Raw genomic sequence first — 18035 nt, 5'->3', positions numbered from 1 at the left:
CCGTCCTTTTTGGACGGGCGAGACGCCCATCCCACAATAACAATTAAAATTGTAAGTTATTTAATTCGCGATCCTAAAAAAGATTTTAATTTTTAACCGCAGATGAACGCGGATTAACGCAGATTTATTTAGATATATCTGCTGTTATGTGCGTTCGTCTGCGGTTGGTTTCAAGAAAAAGGGCTGACAAGAAATTTATCAGCGCTGTGCTTCTGCAACAACTTCATTTCTGATCGGAGTTGGCTGTTCGGAGGATTTTTCAGCACTATGCTGCAATGCCTGATACAGGCGATTTAAAGCGCTGATGTATGCTTCTGCGGACGCTACGATAATGTCGGTATTTGCCGAGTGACCGGAAAATACTTTGCCTTCGTGGCGCAAGCGAATTGTTACTTCCCCGATCGCATCTATGCCCGCTGTTACCGATTGTACAGAAAACTCGATCAACTCGTTCGGTACGTTTACCACCCGGTTAATTGCCCTGTAAATCGCATCCACAGGCCCAGTGCCGATCGCAGCATCGGTCAATTCTTCACCCGCCGGATTCCGCACAGTGACAGTTGCTGTCGGGCGAGATTTGTCGCCGCAAGAAACTTGCACCAATTCTAAGCGGAAAAGTTCCGGTGCTTGGTGCACTTCGTTATTGGCGATCGCCTCTAAATCCCAATCCGTAATCTCTTTTTTCTTGTCTGCCAAATCTTTAAACTTGACAAAAGCCTTATTTAGCTCATCGTCGGCCATTTCAAAACCCAACTCTTTCAAGCGAGTGTGGAAAGCGTGGCGCCCCGACAATTTACCCAGCACGATTTGATTTTCAGTCAAGCCGATCGACTCAGCGTCCATAATCTCGTATGTCCGCTTATTTTTCAGCACCCCGTCTTGGTGAATTCCCGACTCGTGAGCGAAAGCATTTGCCCCGACAATCGCCTTATTTGGCTGCACCAACATCCCCGTCAAATTGGAAACCAAGCGGGAAGTTTTATAAATTTGGCGCGAGTCAATATTTGTCAGCGGTTCCTCAGAATCGGCAGGCCGGCCCAAGAACGGATTATAATATTGACGCCGCACGTAAAGCGCCATTACCAACTCTTCCAGAGCCGCATTTCCCGCCCGTTCGCCAATCCCGTTAATCGTGCATTCTAACTGTCTGGCGCCATTTTTCACAGCTTCCAAAAAGTTAGCAACTGCCAATCCTAAGTCATTGTGACCGTGAACAGAAATAATTGCGCGATCGATATTCGGCACATTTTCCTTAATTCCGCGAATCAAAGCCCCAAATTCGCTCGGAGTCGTGTAGCCGACAGTATCGGGAATATTAACAGTAGTCGCACCCGCTGCGATCGCCCGTTCTAGAACCTGATACAAAAACTCCGGTTCCGATCGACAAGCATCTTCCGGCGAAAACTCCACATCATCCACAAAAGACTTAGCGTAAGCCACCATTTCCGGCACAATTTCCAGAACCTCAGCCCGCGTCTTTTTCAGCTTATACTCCAAGTGAATATCGGACGTAGCCAGAAACGTATGAATTCGCGAATTTACGGCGGGTTTGAGAGCCTCGGCTGCTGTTTTAATATCCGGCTTTCTCGCCCGTGCTAAACCGCAAATTGTCGGCCCATCTTCCGTGCCAACCGATCGGGCTATTTTTTGGACTGCCTCGAAATCTCCCGTGCTGGTGAAAGGGAAACCCGCTTCAATCACATCCACGCCCAATCTCGCTAACTGGCGGGCAATAGTCAGCTTTTCATCCACATTCAGAGAAGCACCCGGAGATTGTTCTCCGTCCCGCAAAGTCGTATCGAAAATAATAATCCGGTCTTGACTTGGTTGAGTTTTCATAGCTCTAAAAAGTGTTTTCCTGATTTTTACTTGTCCGTTTTTCTGGATTTTTAGCCTCCAGCCAGTCGATTTTAGATTTTAGATTTTAGATTTTAGATTTACTCCACAGATGAATCTGGGAACTTGAACCTTAGTCTAAAATTTTGGGCTACTGGCGGCTCCTATCGGAAAGCAAGTATGCGTTTTTGGGCGGGGGCACCAGTCCCGTGTTTCGCGCCAATAACGAATAATTAATAACCCATAACCCATAACCCATAACTGCTGACTAATAACTACTAACTAATGACTAATGACTAATGACTAATAACTACTGACTAATGACTAATAATCCATCTTCTCGATATGTTCCCTAATTTCATTTAGGTCTATATACCTATCTGTAGCATTTCGTAACTCTCTAGCAATCATTCCTTCGGTTGATACCACAGTAATATGAGTATTTTTCGAGCGGAGCAGTTCGATCGCCCGCTCAAAATCCCCATCCCCGCTAAACAGCACAACTTGGTCGTATTGATCCACGGTATTAAACATATCAACCACAATCTCTATGTCTAAATTAGCCTTTTGAGAATATCTGCCCGAAGCATCGTCGTAATATTCCTTAAGAATTTTAGTGCGAACCGTGTAACCCAGACTGATCAAAGCATCTCGAAATCCCCTTTGATCTTGGGGGTCTTTCAGACCCGTATACCAGAAAGCATTGATCAAGATGACATTCGGCTGCGAAGTTTTGAAATATTCGAGCACCCTGCGAGGATCAAAAAACCAACCGTTCTTTTGTTGAGCGTAGAACATATTGTTCCCGTCCACAAAAATAGAAAGGCGGTTCATTAAGTTTGTCATAGAAACTTAGACCTAATAATTGTAGAAAGAAGTTAATCTAAATATCACATTTTAGCAACATGGAGCTAACTGAGGCAATAGATTAGACTTCAGAAAACTCCATCTCCCCAGTATTTCATATTTTCGGCTCTACCGCCAGAGGGTTCTTTTAACCCTGCTTGCATTTGAGCGAGGGGCCCTCACAAACTATACGCCTAGTAACTCAATACCGGCTGCCGTGTCAAGGTTAATGGCGCCTTCAAACTACCGCGCCCACCGCCCTACCGCCAAGCAGGCATACGCCCAGCGCATAGCAGTAGATTTTGCTCCCCTGATTTCATAGCGCAGACTACCTCCGCTCAAGCCTTTTTGCTTTCAAGAGCCCAGCGAGCTAACTCTGTCCGGTTGTGCAGACCTGTTTTGCCCAGCATATTGCTGACGTGGCTTTCGATAGTCCGCTGGCTGACATTCATCACGTCTGCGATCTGGCGGTTTGCCATACCCTGCGCTAGCAACTGTACCACCTTTAACTCAGTGGGAGTCAATTCGACATTGCGGCGCGCCTTAATTTTTGTGCCACTCTCTATACCTGGATTTGAGTGGCCAATCAAGCGGGAGGCTGCTTTCAGAGAAGATTCTACTTGGGCTACCAGTTCTTCTGGTTCAAAAGGCTTGACTATATAAACGTCCGCCCCAGTGCTCAAGCCTTTTACTCGGTCTGAACTTTGACCTTTTGCGGACAAGAAAAGAACCGGAATCCAGTTAGTGCGAGGGTCTTCTCTGATGTGTTTGACTAAAGTGTAGCCGTCCATTTCCGGCATCATCACATCGCAGATAATCAAGTCGGGAACTTCTTGTTCTAGTTTTTCCAGAGCGTCTCTGCCGTTTTCTGCTGTAATGACGTTGTAACCCCGAAACTCCAAGTAGTCCTTGACCAGCAAGATCAAGTTGGGGTCGTCGTCAACCAGCATCAGCCGTTTTTGCTCTCCTGAATTATTGTCCTTTGTCATGTTTATTCCCGCTAAAGTATCCCGCACGCTTCCTTGTTTTCACTTCTGTTTTTTCCGTCAGTCCCCCGCCACCCGGCTGGGGGTGGAGGACGGCGATCGACTGAAGGGATGGCGGTGAGGGAAAGCGGGGCGGGTATTACCGCTTCCCAACCTGTAATCGACGGCTGTTTGTGAGTGTCTTACGACCTGGAACGCAGCCAAAACCAGTAATGGACGATCGCCCTGTCAAGATCGGCCTTGATTGATTGGAGATTCCGTAACAGAGCCCAAGTTAAATATTTAATCTCGATCGGTTCAATTTCAGGTTAATGCCCCGGTTTTAAATGATACTTCTGATATAGAGAAATTTAAGCAGACTCCCTACTTACGTATTTAACTGTTTCTAGTGTAGTTTGGCAACCTGCTTAGTGTCGGCCACTGAGAAATTTTTGCACAAAATTTCACAGTTACTCCGATCGATTTTTTTTACTGTACCTTTTGAGAAACACAAGGAACACGGGAAGGCGCACAAGGAAGACAAGAACCTAACTACAGTTTTATTGAGCTGTAGCAGGTGCGATCGCCCGGACGCCCAACCGTCTAAATTTCTCACCCTTAACCTTAAATTTAACACTTTACCTATAACCCTGTACTTTAAACAGCGCTACACTTAAATGTTTGGCTGGGCCTCAGAAGGCACAGGCAAAGGATGAGTCAAGAAAGCGTATTCTTGAACGACCTTTGAGTTTAGGAGATGTTCCTGAATAATTCTCTCAATGACGGGTGGAGTAACGTCGCGATACCACACTCCGTCTGGATAGACTACCATAATCGGGCCAGACGCGCACACTCGCAGGCAATTAGCTTTCGTGCGAAAAACGCAGGTTGGTCGAGTGGCACTTGGCTTGTCGAGCCCCAATTCTTGCAAGCGTTTTTTTAAGTAATTCCACGCCTCCAGACTGGTTTGCCGATCGCAGCACTTGGGCACGGTTTGGTCGGCACAGATAAAAATATGCCGCTCGATTTGAGCGATTCCCAGGCTTTGGACGCAAGCGCTCAAGCCTTGGCTGCAAGATTCCTCGTTATTTTCTGTCATTGTCTTCATCAATCAAAAGTAATTGGTTAGCGATCGAAAGTCATCATCACAGCCCCCACTCCCTCCCGTCTCAAGGGTAGGTTTTTTACTATTCAGAAATTGAGGGCAAGCAAGAGGCAAGTTTTAAAGGCATAACCAGTCGAAATCCGGGCTTTTTCGCTTCTAGCTCTCTCCCCCTCTCCCTCTCTCCCTCTCCCTCTCTCCCCCTCTCCCCCTCTCCCTCTCTTTGCCTCCTACTCATTCTCGGTTCGGGAACCCGTACTGACAAGTAAGTTGCGATCGCCCCTGACTAAAGCTAAATTAGCACTCAGGAGCCGAGAGTGCTAATATGTCAGTTGTAAGTAGTCCGCTGTTGCTTTCATCGTGACCCCTGACGACTGACTCACGACAATCTGTAATCTGGAGATTTATTTATGGCAGCAGTATCACTGAGTGTTTCTACCGTTAAACCGTTAGGCGAGCGCGTGTTCGTGAAAGTAAGCGCTAGCGAAGAAAAAACCGCCGGCGGCATCCTTCTGCCCGACACAGCTAAGGAAAAGCCCCAAGTAGGCGAAGTCGCGGCCGTGGGCCCCGGCAAGCGCAATGACGACGGCACCCGCATTGAAATGGAAGTCAAAGTCGGCGACAAAGTTCTCTACTCGAAGTACGCCGGCACCGACATCAAACTCGGCACAGACGAATACGTCTTGCTTGCAGAAAAAGACATTCTGGCGATCGTTAACTAATTAATCATTAGTCATCAGTCCTTAGTCATCAGTCATTAGTTTAAAGCGAACGCCGCCAAACAACTAATGACACGGGGCAAATGACTAAAATCCATCATCCCCAATCCAAAATCTCAAACCCTCTCATCCCCAAAAACTATGGCTAAGCGTATCATCTACAACGAAAATGCACGTCGCGCCCTCGAACGCGGTATGGACATTTTGGCCGAAGCAGTGGCCGTAACCCTCGGCCCCAAAGGCCGTAACGTGGTTCTCGAAAAGAAATTCGGAGCTCCTCAGATCGTCAATGACGGTGTTACCATCGCCAAAGAAATCGAACTAGAAGACCACGTAGAAAATACAGGCGTTGCCTTGATCCGTCAAGCAGCTTCCAAAACCAACGACGCAGCAGGCGACGGTACAACAACTGCTACCGTTTTGGCTCACGCAATGGTCAAAGAAGGTCTGCGTAACGTAGCAGCCGGCGCAAATGCGATCGCCCTCAAGCGCGGTGTTGACAAAGCAACCACGTTTTTGGTAGAAAAAATTGCCGAACACGCCAAACAAGTAGAAGATTCCAAAGCCATCGCTCAAGTCGGCTCCATCTCTGCTGGTAACGACGATGAAGTCGGCCAAATGATTGCTAACGCAATGGACAAGGTGGGCAAAGAAGGCGTGATTTCCCTGGAAGAAGGGAAGTCTATGACCACCGAATTGGAAATCACCGAAGGGATGCGCTTCGACAAAGGCTACATTTCTCCCTACTTTGTCACCGACACCGAACGGATGGAAGCGATTCTCGAAGAACCCTTCATCTTGCTGACAGACAAGAAAATCGGCTTGGTACAAGACTTAGTACCAGTGCTCGAACAAGTAGCCCGTTCTGGCCGCCCGCTGTTGATCATTGCAGAAGACATTGAGAAAGAAGCTTTAGCTACCCTCGTTGTCAACAAACTGCGCGGTGTGTTGAACGTGACTGCTGTTAAAGCACCTGGTTTTGGCGATCGACGCAAAGCCATGTTAGAAGATATCGCCGTATTGACCGGCGGTCAACTGATCACCGAAGATGCCGGTTTGAAACTGGAAAACACCAAGCTGGAAGTAATCGGCAAAGCTCGCCGCGTCACCATCACCAAAGACAGCACCACAATTGTTGCCGAAGGTAACGAAGTCGCAGTCAAATCTCGCTGCGAACAAATTCGCCGTCAAATGGACGAAACCGAGTCTTCCTACGACAAAGAAAAGCTGCAAGAACGTTTGGCCAAATTGGCTGGTGGCGTCGCAGTCATCAAAGTCGGCGCGGCTACCGAAACAGAAATGAAGGATCGCAAACTGCGTCTTGAAGATGCGATCAACGCAACCAAAGCTGCTGTAGAAGAAGGCATTGTCCCCGGTGGCGGTACAACTTTGGCTCACCTGACTCCTCAATTGGAAGAGTGGGCTAATAGCAATCTCAAGGGCGAAGAATTGACCGGTGCATTGATTGTGGCACGGGCTCTGGCTGCTCCTCTGAAGCGGATTGCTGAAAATGCTGGTTTGAATGGCGCTGTCATTGCTGAGCGCGTCAAAGAAAAGCCGTTCAACGTTGGTTTCAACGCAGCGACAAATGAGTTTGTCGATATGTTTGAAGCTGGTATCGTTGACCCTGCGAAGGTGACTCGTTCTGCTCTGCAAAATGCAGCATCTATTGCTGGCATGGTGCTGACAACCGAGTGCATCGTCGTTGACAAGCCTGAACCGAAGGATGGCGCTGCTGCAGGCGCTGGCGGCGGCATGGGCGGCGGCGACTTCGATTACTAAGTCGATAGTTTGATGGGGCGGGCTTTAGGGCCCGCCCTGTTATATTGGTAACGGTTTTTAGCATAGGCATAACAACTCTAAAGCGACATTAACTAAACGCACAATCTCTAAGGCCCCGTGCCTCTGTACTCAGCTAGGTTATACCCAAAAACCTAACCCCGCGTAACCGTTAATGAAAACTTTTGGAGTTAAAATGAACCTGCCAACTGCTGAACAAAGCATCAAGTGTGTCATACTATGTCAATCCTTAACCAATAAATTCACCATCCCTGTTTTCATCTGCCTAGACGAGCGAACAGGTAATCTATTTATACTGGCAGGAGATAATATAGAGATAGAAATCGATCGCGATGGTTCTTTGTTAGACAAAAATTAGAGCAACTGAAGACGAGTTAGCTCTAAAAAAGCGATCGCCCCTTGCCTGAAATGGTGAGGGATTTTTTTTTCTGCGATACAATCAAGACAGCACTTAAAAAGCGTGATTTAAACATGGTAACAAGCTTAAATGTATTGCAATCCCAACCATCTAGCCAATGGAAAGTGACACTCCTGTTAGAAACTCTCTCATCAGGACAGGTTTCTGCTTCTGTTTTCGAGTTTCCGCACTGTCGAGTTGAAGCAGCAACTCGGGAAGAAGCCATTACCCAACTTCAAACCACTTTGTTAGAAAGACTTAAGCATATTGAAGCTATTTCCTGGGAAGTACCGATTCAGGCTTCAGAACCCACCTGGATGCAATTTTCGGGTGTGTTTAAAGACGATCCAGATTTTCAGGAAATTATGGACGAGATTCGTGCCGAACGTACCTCTGACGATGACTCTGAAATCGAGCCCTCATACTACCTGTAGAGGTGATTTATAGGATAGTAAGCTAACATGAATCTATCATTTAAAGATTTAAGGTTTATTATAGAAGCCATTGAACATCAAATCAATGCCTATCAAGAACGTTTGCAAGTAATTGAAGATGTAGATGAGGATGAGGCTGCCGATCTAGGGAACGATATTAAATTTTTAGAGCTTCTCCACGCAGACATGACGACAACTTTAGATCAGAATACCAAACCTTTAAGTTCTGATGATAGTTTTTCGCCCTATCGAAATGATAATTATTCGGAAAACTCACAAGATTTATCTTTTCAAGAATTAGTAAAATTAACGCTTAACTTGTCAGTTAGCGAGCGGTTATTTCTAGTAGAGGCTATTACCTCGTCTGTGCGTCAGGAAGTCACTATCAGCCAATAATCAGCCAATTATAGCATCTTTAGAAGTTTGTTATGATGATATTTTGATTATAGCAACCGCCATGAAACTTTACCACACTCCCATTTCCGCCAACTCCCGCCGCGTGTGGATCGCCCTCCTAGAAAAAAACCTCGACTTTGAATTAGTAGAAATCCACTTGGACGGCGATAACTTACAGCCAGACTTTATCGCAATGAATCCTTTTCGCCGCATCCCTGTTGTAGTCGATGATGACTTCACCGTCGTCGAGTCTCTGGCAATTCTTGACTATCTAGAAACGAAGTATCCAGAACCGGCAATGTTGCCAAAAGAACCGAAAGATTTGGCAGTTGTGAGGATGGTAGAATTGGTCACGGTTAACGAACTTGCGCCGGCACTTTACCCCCTCAGCAGTGAAAAAATGGGATGGGGAACTCCCCAAGCGCAGGAAATCGCAAAGGCTAAGGAAAAAGTCGATACTGTGTTGAAATTCTTTGAAGGTTTGTTGGACGATCGCCCTTTTTTCGCTAGCAACAGTGTCACGTTTGCCGAGTGCGTTGCCGGCACCGTCGTGCCCTTGCTATCTTGGGTTGATGTGTCCCTAGACGGCTATCCTAAAATTCAAGCTTGGTGCGATCGACTGCTGGCCCGCCCCTCATGGCAGCAAACTCAATTCACCGAGGCAGATTTGGCAGCTTTCGCATCTCGGAGACAAAAGTTTCTCGCACAATCTCAAGCCTCCTGAACAAATCAATTGTGAAGCGATCGCTCTTTTTCCTTGCTGTTTTCGCCTGGATCCAAATTCCCATCGCAGCAATGGGGCAGCCCACAGCCCGATCGAACTACGAATCAATTAGCGTCAAACAGTTCCTGGGCGATCGCAAAATTACCGTCTCCAACCCCAAAGATATCGCAGCAAAACTCTGACTCGCGACAGAAATAAGTTATTCCTGGGTAAGTCATCGAAGCAATCTGGGTTCCGCGTTGTTCGCTTGCTGCGCGACAATCTTAAAACTATTTTCGGTGTCGATCGCTCTTTTAGTCAAAAAGAGCGATCGAACTCAGAAGTTTACTTGCACATGATCAAATTTCCAGCGGAGATGAATCCGGCCACAGGGGCTGAAATCTCAACCCAATTGCGGTTTTCTCCATTCTTATCTTTCACTAACTGGAAATTCGGTACAAGCGTTACTTGACCGTTAGCCGGTACACCGCCTTTAACCGCAGCAGTCCTTGAAGGCTCAGTGCGGATAGCTAGACCCCTCGGCGCTACGCGAGGTTCTACTTGTCGGCACAGGCTTACTGGGCCCGTTGCAGGTGCTGGTGCGGGCGCTGGTGCGGGCGCTGGTGCGGGCGCTGGTGCAGGCGCTGGTGCTGGCGCTGGCGCTGGTGCTGGTGCTGGTGCTGGTGCTGGTGCTGGTGCTGGCGCTGGTGCTGGTGCTGGTGCTGGTGCTGGTGCTGGTGCTGGTGCTGGTGCTGGTGCTGGCGTCGCTGCGGGTGCCGGTGCCGGTGCTGGTGCTGGTGCCGGTGCTGGACTAGGGGAAGGAGTTTGACTAATTGTGCTGGCTGTCGTGCACGAACCTAAATTAGCCTCGTTGTTGGGATATCCGCTAGCCACATACCCTGTGACGGGAGCGGTAATTTGAATCCAGAGGCGACCGTCGGAGGCTTTAACAGAAGTAGCGCCTTGGGACAGCATTACCTGAGTATTAAGTGGTACCCCGCCAACTCTAGGGGATTTGGGGTCTGGGTTCTGGCGAACGGTCAAACCTTCTTTGGGAGTGACTTTGCGGCAAAGGTTGCCAGCCTGGGCTATTTGAAACGTGGCGCTATCTTCAAAGGAAATATTTTCCGCATCTTGACTGACAGTGGATGTTGATGGGGCGGCAACACCGATGGCATTCGCCTGCAAACTTCCGGCTACGATCGCGATCGCGCCCAGCACTGCAGCGGGCTTATTCCAGCAATTCAAGTTTTTCATCCGTTCAAATCCTCACTTAACCACAATCATTATCTTAATTGCAGGTCAATATAGCAAAAAAATCGATTTGTCTTCCACAAAAAAGCTTTATATAACTTTTTTATGACCGCAAGTCAAGTTTAATTTATATATTTTAATGTTTGGTGAGTTGAGCGAAGACAAATAAAGCTGCTACGCCGATAAATGACTCATTATGGCAGAGCGGGGGAGGGAGAAGGCGAGAGTGTCCGAGTCGGGGAATGGTAGACGGGAAAAGTAAACAGTTAAGTGTTTAAATGCGGGACAGTTTACTAGGACTGCAAGTCATTTGTTGTGTTCGTTAAACCATTTAGCTGTCAGTTGTTGCAGTTGAGTAATATGGGGCTACATTTCATGTGAATTATTGGCAGATTCGAGAGCGAGATTGTGCTGGAGATAGTCCCAGATTCTGAGTGACAGGCGATGGGCGCGATCGACCCCATCGTCGTAGTGGGCTGGCACAAGCCGGATACAGTTCTTCGATCGCGCTCACATAACTCCACTGTCGATCGTACCTTACTTAAACAGGACTTACGCACTCAAGGGCGTTAAATCAAGGGTTTGAGATTGCTTCACTACTTTATCTTCCGACACAAAATCGTAGTACGTGCGTCCACAACTATTAAAATTGTGGCAAACAGCGCCAATCGCTAGCATTGACGCGATGGCTGGGGTCAATTTGATAAAATCTTCCAAAACGGAAACTTATCGGCTTGAGGCACAGTTGTGTTTTTGTGGCTAAAGCCACCCCGCCATCGGCGACAGTTGCTGTAGCTGTTTGCAAACGGTTTTGTTCCTGTGGAGACAACCAGCACAAAACCTCCGAACAAAAGCAGCCCGCTCAAATCAGAAACCAAATAGTTGCGCTAATTCTGATTTAATTATATTGCTATAGCAACCGCACTCGATGTTTATGAGGTTTTCAATTGCTGAAACTAATGCGGCATATTCCTTTGGAATGGGAGCCTATTAATGATAGGAAAAATTTTTTTTTCGCAGGGCGATCGGGATGATGTTACGCACAATGATAGTCAAAGCCCAATTAATCTCCTCCCTTGTTCCTGCTTTCCCAAATAACTAAACCCTTCTCTCTTCCAGAGTTAAAGCTTTCTTCCTTCTGCTATATAATGACCAAAGCGTTAAATATTTTTCCAGTGACAAAAACTACTAACAAAAAAAACGGCAAATCCTCTAAATATCCCTTTGACGGTCTATCTTTAGACGATCGCAATCCCGACTTCATTCAGTTTTGGCTGCCATTCTGGGAATGGCTGTACCGCTACTATTTTCGCGTAGAAAGCGACGGCTGGCACCACGTCCCCGCGAGCGGAAAAATGCTCGTTGTCGGTTCTCACAACGGGGGACTTGCCGCTCCTGATATGTTTATGTTCCTATACGAATGGTTCCGCAGGTACGGCACGGAACGCTTGGCCTATGGATTGATGCACCCCACGGTTTGGGAAGTTTCTCCTGATGTTGCTAGCATGGCGGTTCAGTGTGGTGCTCTCAAGGCGCATCCGAAAATGGCGATCGCAGCTTTGCGAAAAAATGCCCCAGTTCTCGTCTATCCGGGCGGCGCCCAAGATGTTTTTCGCCCCCACCACTTGCGCGATCGAATCTACTTTGCTGGACGCAAGGGATTTATCAAATTAGCATTGCGAGAAGAAGTGCCAATTGTACCGATTGTATCGCACGGTGCCCACGATACTTTGATAGTTTTGGCAGATTTGTACGAACAAGTTAAGCAATTGCATGAATGGGGGATGCCGTGGTTGTTGGGCATCGATCCGGTGGTATTTCCGGTATATTTGGGATTGCCTTGGGGATTGAGTATTGGGCCTTTGCCGAACTTGCCTTTACCCGTGCAAATTCGGACTCGCGTCTGCGAACCTATTGTATTTGAGAGGTACGGTTCGGAGGCGGCGCGCGATCGCGATTATGTTGATGCTTGTTTCGATCGAGTTACCGCCCAAATGCAAGAACAATTAGATTGTTTGGCTGGCAAGTGACAATTGCACAAGTCTATATTATTCTAGGCTGCAGAAATCGATTTTTTTTTACGACAATATAGCGTGAAGCGCGAGGGATATGAGTAAAAAAACAGGTTTCTTGAGTCCTGTGGGTAAGTCGTGACTACAAACATTTTTTGAAATCAATCCATTAGGTTTATTTCAAAAACCTAAAATTGCGGTACTAAGGAATGAGAATTAAATAACTTCCACTCTTGAAAGTGGGATGGGCGTCCCGCCCGTCCAAAAAGGACGTGCGGGACGCCCATCCCACAATAACAATTAAAATTGTAAGTTATTTAATTCGCGATCCTAAATCGGATTTCACCCATCTTAATTACGTGAAATACCCGAAAACCGCAGTCGCCAAAGTGATCCTTTTTATCATGCAGGTTGTAGCGGACATCATATCAGGTTAAATCAACGCAGATGAATAGGATTTCATCTGGCTTTATCTTCCTTCCTCGGCGAAAAAAAAATAGAATTGGCAAAACTAACCTGATTCTGTATAAACTCTCGATCTTAATTCTGCCTTCTGCCGAACAGTGAGTAATTGCCCGATCGCCTTCAGCGCAATACTGGGAGAAAAAAGTACAGCCGGCGACTCAATCATGTGCAGAACTTCCAAAAATGCTTGACAAACTTTAGCATCTCCGACCAGCACTTTTAACACCAAATCCATGTAATCAATTGTCAGCCGCGTAGCAAGGTTTAGTTTTGCACCTTCACTTCCCGGATAGCGAGAATCCTGACTGATGGCAAATGTCCAAGGAATTGTATGTAATTTTGCTAGTTTTTGTTGAAATTGTCGCGCAAAGCCTGTTAAATCTCCTTCTGGATACCGCTCTCTTTGCTTTTGCAAACATTCATCTAGCATCTGAGCATCCAGTGCAGCAACGGTCATTCCCTGGCCATAAACTGGGTTGAAAGCGCAAACTGCATGACCGATAACTGCCAAATTTTCAGGATAGCGGGAGAGGCGATCGTAGTGGCGCAAACGGTTTTCTGTACCTCGATAACTATAAATAGGTGTGATGGCTTCTGCATCTTTAATTCCATGATAAATTGTCGGGGTTGGCAGACTGCGGGCAAATTCTAGAAAACCTGCTTCGTCTGTGGGGGGATAATCGCGATCGCCCCCAGCGAAACCCACCAGCCAGCGATTGGCTTCGATCGGGAAAAGTGCACCGCCACGGGTGCGGAACGGCGGCCCTGGTGATACAAATACTGGCGCTGTTTCTGACAATTTACCGCTGCATTTATAGATGCGGGTGGCATAGCCGACAAAAGCATTGATAACGGTTTCTTGCGGAGGTTCATAACCCAAACTTTTCAACCATTGAGGTGTTTTGGAAACTTTGCCACTAGCATCGACTACTAAATCTGCATACAAATTCTCTGTATGGATGTTACCAGGGTTGTGGCGATCGCGAAAACGCACCGATACCCCAGCAATCTCCGTGCGCGAGGCATTCGCCAGAAACCCCCTTACTGTGCCTCCTTCGAGGAAATGTACGTTCGTATTTTCAGCCAAGCGGCGGCGAATTTGCCAATCAAGTAAATCCCGACTGAACATAATTACATCATTTAGATCCGGGCTAAATTGCGGGGCCCAACCCGCCGGACTAAACCACCCGATCGACTTCGGATCTAAACTAGGAGCACCAGCAGCTACCAGTTCGTTTTCTAAGCCGGGAAAAAACTCTTCGAGGATGATTTTCCCCCGATTTAAAAGGATGTGAAGATGACGAGATTGAGGAATCCCAGGGCGAGGTGCGGGTTTTTCTGGAAAAAAATCTCGTTCAACAATACTTACTCGGTCGAAGTGTTTTGCTAATACTCTAGAGGCCAACAGTCCTGCTAAACTCCCGCCCATAATAATTGCATGACTTTCTCGCTGCACTATCGAATTCCTTGAAAGCTAATTTGCTATGGCATTGGTTGATGAATTTTGAACAATTTGTCTGGGCTTGTGTGCCGACTCTTAATATCGATCGACCACAGATTCTCCTCTGCGATTATTTTAATCAGACTTACATACCACAAATATTCCTAAAGTGACAGCCCGCCACAGACATATTTCTACACTTCCAACTGTAGGGGGATGCTTTAGCTCGTCAATAAGGCGATGCTTGCCATTGGGGGCATGAGTCTAAAACTATACATTGGTTAACTCGCGCCAATGAGCGCGCGCACCCACTCCTTAACGAGGAATATACTATGTATCAAAATTTGCCAATAAATCCACAACTGTATAACATCGGGTTCTGGCTGGCTCAAGTGCCAGTAGAGCAGACTACTACAAACACAGCAGAAGACGCAGCACTCCTTTATTCCGGGCCGCAATTTTTTATCGCCTTGATAGCTGGAGTGGTACTCGCCTGCGCTTTCCAACTCTTGCTAACAAATTTATCAGTAGCAGCCGGCCTTTCGTACATGGGACAATCCCACGACGACGGCCACCACTCGGATAGCGGGAGCTCCCCAGTCCGCCACATCGGCCGAAAAGTAGGCACTTGGACGCTAATTACCGTCACCATCGCCCTATTCTTTGCTTGCTTGCTTGCAGTAAAGCTCAGCTTGATTAGCAGTCCCGGTTTAGGTGCGATCGTCGGTTTAGTCGTCTGGGCCACCTATTTCTCAATGCTTGTCTGGGTGAGTTCCACCACCGTCGGTTCCTTGATTGGTTCGGTCGTCAACACCGCGACATCAGGCTTTCAAGCCATTGTCGGCACCGCAGCCTCGGCTATCGGTGCCAAAGCAGCTAGCAACCAAGTAGTCGCCACAGCCAAAGCAGCAGCAGCAGCAGTGGGCCACGAACTCGGTAGCGCGATCGACCCCACAAGCTTGCGAGAAAACGTCGAAGATTACCTCCAAAGCCTCAAACCGCCGGAATTAGACATCAAAGGGATGCGTAGCGAGTTTGAAAAATTGCTCAACGATCCGCAACTAAAAACCATTGCAGCCGAAAATTTGCCGAATCTCGATCGGCAAACTCTCGTAGATTTAGTAAGTTCGCGATCGGACTTATCAAAACGCGACGTAAACCGGATTGTAGACCAACTTCAAGATGCTTGGAAACAAGTAGGAAAACAAGGGCAGCCATCAGACGGCATCGCCCAATTAGTAGACTATCTCAAATCTGCCAAATCAGGAGATCTGGTCTCAGATAAATTGGCAAGTCGGGTAGAAAAAGCCCTCAGCAATCTGGGCGGTCAAAATTCTGGACAAAGCCCGACCATGATGTCCCAAGCAACGACAATGGCAGTCAATGCTTTAATGGGAATAGTATTGGGTCGCACAGATATTTCTGACTTGGATCTTGAAAAAGTAGTCGGTCAGCTCAAAGAAGCTAAAGACAAAGTTACCCAGCAAACTGATAAAATTACCGCTCAAGTCAAAGGCGAACCCGTAACTTATAGCCCAATTCGTGCCGACGTAGAAAACTACCTACTCAACACTTATTCGTGGCAGATGAACCCCCAAGCCATCGAGCGCGAATTTCGGGACGTTCTCTACGATCCTACAGCCGATCCGGGAACTGTGCGCCGCGAATTAGAAAAACTCAAACAGTCTAATTTTGCCGAAATCCTCGCTAGTAGAGGTGTTTTTACCCAAGACAAAATTAAAGAAATTTCCCAGGAATTAGAAGCAATTAGACAGCGAGTTTTACAAACCGTGATCTTTGCCGAGGAGCAAGAAAAATCTCGCGATTTGCAGTGGCGGGTAGAAACTTATTTGAAGCTGACGCCGAAAGAAGAATTGACAGCAGCAGGTATCGGGAGCGATTTCAAAAAAATCTTAGAGGATTCCGATGCTAGTTACGAACAGTTGCGCGCGAGGCTTTCTCCTTACACCCGCGACAGTTTTGTGCAAATTCTCCGAGGTCGCGAAAACTTCGGATTCCAGGAAGTAGAACAGATTGTTCAAGAGTTGGAAAGGACGCGAGATGTAGTTTTAGCAGATGCTAAAGGTCTGCAAGAAGCAGCGCAAGCCCGACTAGACAATCAGTGGCAAAGAGTGCAAGAATACTTGAAGTCTACGGGTAAGGAAGAACTCAATCCCGAAGGCATCAAGCGCGATTTGAAAACGCTGCTGGACAACCCGGAAGCCGGAATGTGGGCGCTGAGAGCTAGAGCTTCTAAGTTCGATCGCGAAACTTTGGTAAAATTGCTATCTCAGCGGAAAGACCTCAGCGAAGACCAAGTAAATCACCTTCTCGACAGCGCCGAAGAAAATTGGCACAGCGCGGTGCATACGCCGCAAAAGTTGGCCGAAAAAGCTAAGGATCAGTACGACAATACCACCACCGCCCTTGCAGATTACCTCCGCAATACGGGCAAATCAGAACTCAATCCTGAAGGGATTCAGCGGGATTTGACAAAACTGCTACAAAATCCCAAAGAAGGAGCTTTAGCGCTGCGTGGCCGTCTGTCTCAAGTCGATCGCGATACTTTGGTAAAACTGCTTTCTCAGAGACAAGATTTGAGCGAGGAACAAGTCAATCAAATTATCGACCAAGTGCAGGAAACTCTTGGGTCGATTGTGAAAGCGCCGCGCCGTTTGGCAAAACGGGTGCAAAGCCAAGTGCAGGATTTTCAGAGTGTTTTAGAAGATTATTTGCGTAATACGGGCAAGGATGAGTTAAATCCCGAAGCCATCAAGCGCGACTTGCAACTGCTGCTGCATGACCCGAAAGTCGGCGCTTACAGTTTGGGCGAGCGCTTGTCGCACATCGATAGAGCTACAGTTGTTTCTCTGCTGTCTCAGCGGCCGGATATTTCTGAAGCAGAAGCCAATCGCATTGTCGATGGAATTTTGTCGGTGCGCGACGAGTTCGCAATGCAAATTCAGAAAATACAGGAGGGTATTCAGTCGGTAATTGACGGGATTCTCGGAAAAATTCGGGATTACCTCAATTCGCTCGATCGCCCTGAACTCAACTACGAAGGCATTACGCGGGACGTGCGGAAGTTATTTGACGATCCGCAAGCCGGATTTGACGCTTTGCGCGATCGGCTGGGTCATTTCAACCGCGATACTTTAGTAGCACTAATGAGTTCTCGCGAGGACATTTCCGAAGCAGATGCCAACCGCTTGATCGACCAAATTGAAAGAAGCCGCAACACCGTCTTGCAAAGAGCAGAACGCTTGCAGCAAGAGGCGCAGCTTCGCCTCGAAAGCATCAAACTGCAAGCCGAAAAACAAGCCGAAGAAACCCGGAAAGCCGCAGAAGTTGCCTCTTGGTGGCTGTTTTTCACCGCTCTTTCTTCGGCCGCTGCTGCTGCTGGCGCCGGTGCTTTAGCCGTTATCCGATAAAAAAGACTGAAGTTGCGATCGGATTGCAGATAGTGCCTGATATGAGTTTATACTGATATCAGGCACTAATGTTAGCTAGTCAGACGGGAATCCCCACACTATATCGCTTCGATTAGTGTGGGATACCTCGTCGCGTGAATCGAGGATTCCACATTTTCATGCCCTCACAAGCATAGCGGGCGAGCAATGAAGATGTGGATGACGACATCAAAGTACAATAAGTTTTTTATTTAC

General features: G+C 47.4%; 15 protein-coding genes. 8 read left to right on the top strand and 7 right to left on the bottom strand.

Features of this window, described 5'->3' with window-relative positions:
• Positions 1-198: 198 nt before the first annotated feature.
• The 4 genes from QUB10_RS16840 to QUB10_RS16825 all read right to left on the bottom strand — a co-directional run bounded on the left by QUB10_RS16840 (position 199) and on the right by QUB10_RS16825 (position 4746).
• Complete coding sequence (locus tag QUB10_RS16840; protein ID WP_333203809.1) at positions 199-1839, bottom strand: 2-isopropylmalate synthase; 1641 nt, start codon at positions 1837-1839, stop codon at positions 199-201.
• Between the two features lie 321 nt (positions 1840-2160).
• On the bottom strand, positions 2161-2682 hold the full coding sequence (locus QUB10_RS16835) for a LabA-like NYN domain-containing protein (RefSeq protein WP_006633075.1): 522 nt from the start codon (positions 2680-2682) through the stop codon (positions 2161-2163).
• A 338-nt stretch (positions 2683-3020) separates the two neighbouring features.
• Positions 3021-3671, bottom strand: coding sequence for a response regulator transcription factor (locus tag QUB10_RS16830; RefSeq protein WP_333203807.1), 651 nt, complete (start codon positions 3669-3671; stop codon positions 3021-3023).
• Positions 3672-4320: 649 nt separating this feature from the next.
• The gene (locus tag QUB10_RS16825; protein ID WP_333068660.1) at positions 4321-4746 is read right to left on the bottom strand and encodes a ferredoxin; all 426 of its coding nucleotides are present in this window, start codon (positions 4744-4746) and stop codon (positions 4321-4323) included.
• Between the two features lie 413 nt (positions 4747-5159).
• On the opposite strand from QUB10_RS16825, the gene groES reads away from it, so the two are divergent.
• The 6 genes from groES (at position 5160) to QUB10_RS16800 (ending at position 9219) form a co-directional block, all read left to right on the top strand.
• Positions 5160-5471, top strand: coding sequence for a co-chaperone GroES (gene groES, locus QUB10_RS16820; protein WP_332945088.1), 312 nt, complete (start codon positions 5160-5162; stop codon positions 5469-5471).
• A gap of 138 nt (positions 5472-5609) precedes the next feature.
• Positions 5610-7250 carry a chaperonin GroEL gene (gene groL / locus QUB10_RS16815; RefSeq protein WP_333203805.1) on the top strand — a complete coding sequence of 547 codons (1641 nt, stop codon included), beginning with the start codon at positions 5610-5612 and terminating at the stop codon, positions 7248-7250.
• A gap of 172 nt (positions 7251-7422) precedes the next feature.
• Complete coding sequence (locus QUB10_RS34265; RefSeq protein WP_445251906.1) at positions 7423-7626, top strand: DUF6888 family protein; 204 nt, start codon at positions 7423-7425, stop codon at positions 7624-7626.
• A 113-nt stretch (positions 7627-7739) separates the two neighbouring features.
• Positions 7740-8099 carry a hypothetical protein gene (locus QUB10_RS16810; RefSeq protein WP_333203803.1) on the top strand — a complete coding sequence of 120 codons (360 nt, stop codon included), beginning with the start codon at positions 7740-7742 and terminating at the stop codon, positions 8097-8099.
• A gap of 27 nt (positions 8100-8126) precedes the next feature.
• Entirely contained in the window at positions 8127-8495 is a 369-nt protein-coding gene (locus tag QUB10_RS16805) for a hypothetical protein (protein ID WP_333203801.1), read from the top strand.
• Positions 8496-8556: 61 nt separating this feature from the next.
• Positions 8557-9219, top strand: a complete 663-nt coding sequence (locus QUB10_RS16800; RefSeq protein WP_333203799.1) for a glutathione S-transferase family protein — start codon at positions 8557-8559, stop codon at positions 9217-9219.
• A gap of 324 nt (positions 9220-9543) precedes the next feature.
• Here the strand turns inward: QUB10_RS16800 and QUB10_RS16795 are convergent, their stop codons facing one another.
• On the bottom strand, positions 9544-10455 hold the full coding sequence (locus QUB10_RS16795) for an SH3 domain-containing protein (RefSeq protein ID WP_333203797.1): 912 nt from the start codon (positions 10453-10455) through the stop codon (positions 9544-9546).
• Between the two features lie 640 nt (positions 10456-11095).
• The gene (locus QUB10_RS16790; RefSeq protein ID WP_333156640.1) at positions 11096-11281 is read right to left on the bottom strand and encodes a hypothetical protein; all 186 of its coding nucleotides are present in this window, start codon (positions 11279-11281) and stop codon (positions 11096-11098) included.
• Positions 11282-11600: 319 nt separating this feature from the next.
• Between QUB10_RS16790 and QUB10_RS16785 the strand changes: the two genes are divergently transcribed.
• Positions 11601-12482, top strand: coding sequence for a lysophospholipid acyltransferase family protein (locus QUB10_RS16785; protein WP_333203795.1), 882 nt, complete (start codon positions 11601-11603; stop codon positions 12480-12482).
• Between the two features lie 493 nt (positions 12483-12975).
• Here the strand turns inward: QUB10_RS16785 and QUB10_RS16780 are convergent, their stop codons facing one another.
• Positions 12976-14385, bottom strand: coding sequence for a 2-polyprenyl-6-methoxyphenol hydroxylase-like oxidoreductase (locus QUB10_RS16780; protein WP_333203793.1), 1410 nt, complete (start codon positions 14383-14385; stop codon positions 12976-12978).
• Between the two features lie 317 nt (positions 14386-14702).
• Between QUB10_RS16780 and QUB10_RS16775 the strand changes: the two genes are divergently transcribed.
• Positions 14703-17801 carry an MFS transporter gene (locus QUB10_RS16775; RefSeq protein ID WP_333203791.1) on the top strand — a complete coding sequence of 1033 codons (3099 nt, stop codon included), beginning with the start codon at positions 14703-14705 and terminating at the stop codon, positions 17799-17801.
• The last annotated feature ends 234 nt before the right edge of the window (positions 17802-18035 follow it).

This window comes from Microcoleus sp. B5-D4 (assembly GCF_036705145.1).
Classification (GTDB): domain Bacteria; phylum Cyanobacteriota; class Cyanobacteriia; order Cyanobacteriales; family Microcoleaceae; genus Microcoleus.
The sequence above is the reverse complement of the archived record's forward strand: the minus strand, read 5'-3'. Positions and strand labels throughout refer to the sequence as shown.

Bases quoted from the DNA above. Each gene is read 5' to 3' on its own strand.
- QUB10_RS16805 (WP_333203801.1), top strand. From the start codon at position 8,127: ATGAATCTATCATTTAAAGATTTAAGGTTTATTATAGAAGCCATTGAA.
- QUB10_RS16825 (WP_333068660.1), bottom strand. From the start codon at position 4,746: ATGACAGAAAATAACGAGGAATCTTGCAGCCAAGGCTTGAGCGCTTGC.
- QUB10_RS34265 (WP_445251906.1), top strand. From the start codon at position 7,423: ATGAAAACTTTTGGAGTTAAAATGAACCTGCCAACTGCTGAACAAAGC.
- groES (WP_332945088.1), top strand. From the start codon at position 5,160: ATGGCAGCAGTATCACTGAGTGTTTCTACCGTTAAACCGTTAGGCGAG.
- groL (WP_333203805.1), top strand. From the start codon at position 5,610: ATGGCTAAGCGTATCATCTACAACGAAAATGCACGTCGCGCCCTCGAA.
- QUB10_RS16810 (WP_333203803.1), top strand. From the start codon at position 7,740: ATGGTAACAAGCTTAAATGTATTGCAATCCCAACCATCTAGCCAATGG.
- QUB10_RS16830 (WP_333203807.1), bottom strand. From the start codon at position 3,671: ATGACAAAGGACAATAATTCAGGAGAGCAAAAACGGCTGATGCTGGTT.
- QUB10_RS16840 (WP_333203809.1), bottom strand. From the start codon at position 1,839: ATGAAAACTCAACCAAGTCAAGACCGGATTATTATTTTCGATACGACT.
- QUB10_RS16795 (WP_333203797.1), bottom strand. From the start codon at position 10,455: ATGAAAAACTTGAATTGCTGGAATAAGCCCGCTGCAGTGCTGGGCGCG.
- QUB10_RS16800 (WP_333203799.1), top strand. From the start codon at position 8,557: ATGAAACTTTACCACACTCCCATTTCCGCCAACTCCCGCCGCGTGTGG.
- QUB10_RS16835 (WP_006633075.1), bottom strand. From the start codon at position 2,682: ATGACAAACTTAATGAACCGCCTTTCTATTTTTGTGGACGGGAACAAT.
- QUB10_RS16785 (WP_333203795.1), top strand. From the start codon at position 11,601: ATGACCAAAGCGTTAAATATTTTTCCAGTGACAAAAACTACTAACAAA.
- QUB10_RS16775 (WP_333203791.1), top strand. From the start codon at position 14,703: ATGTATCAAAATTTGCCAATAAATCCACAACTGTATAACATCGGGTTC.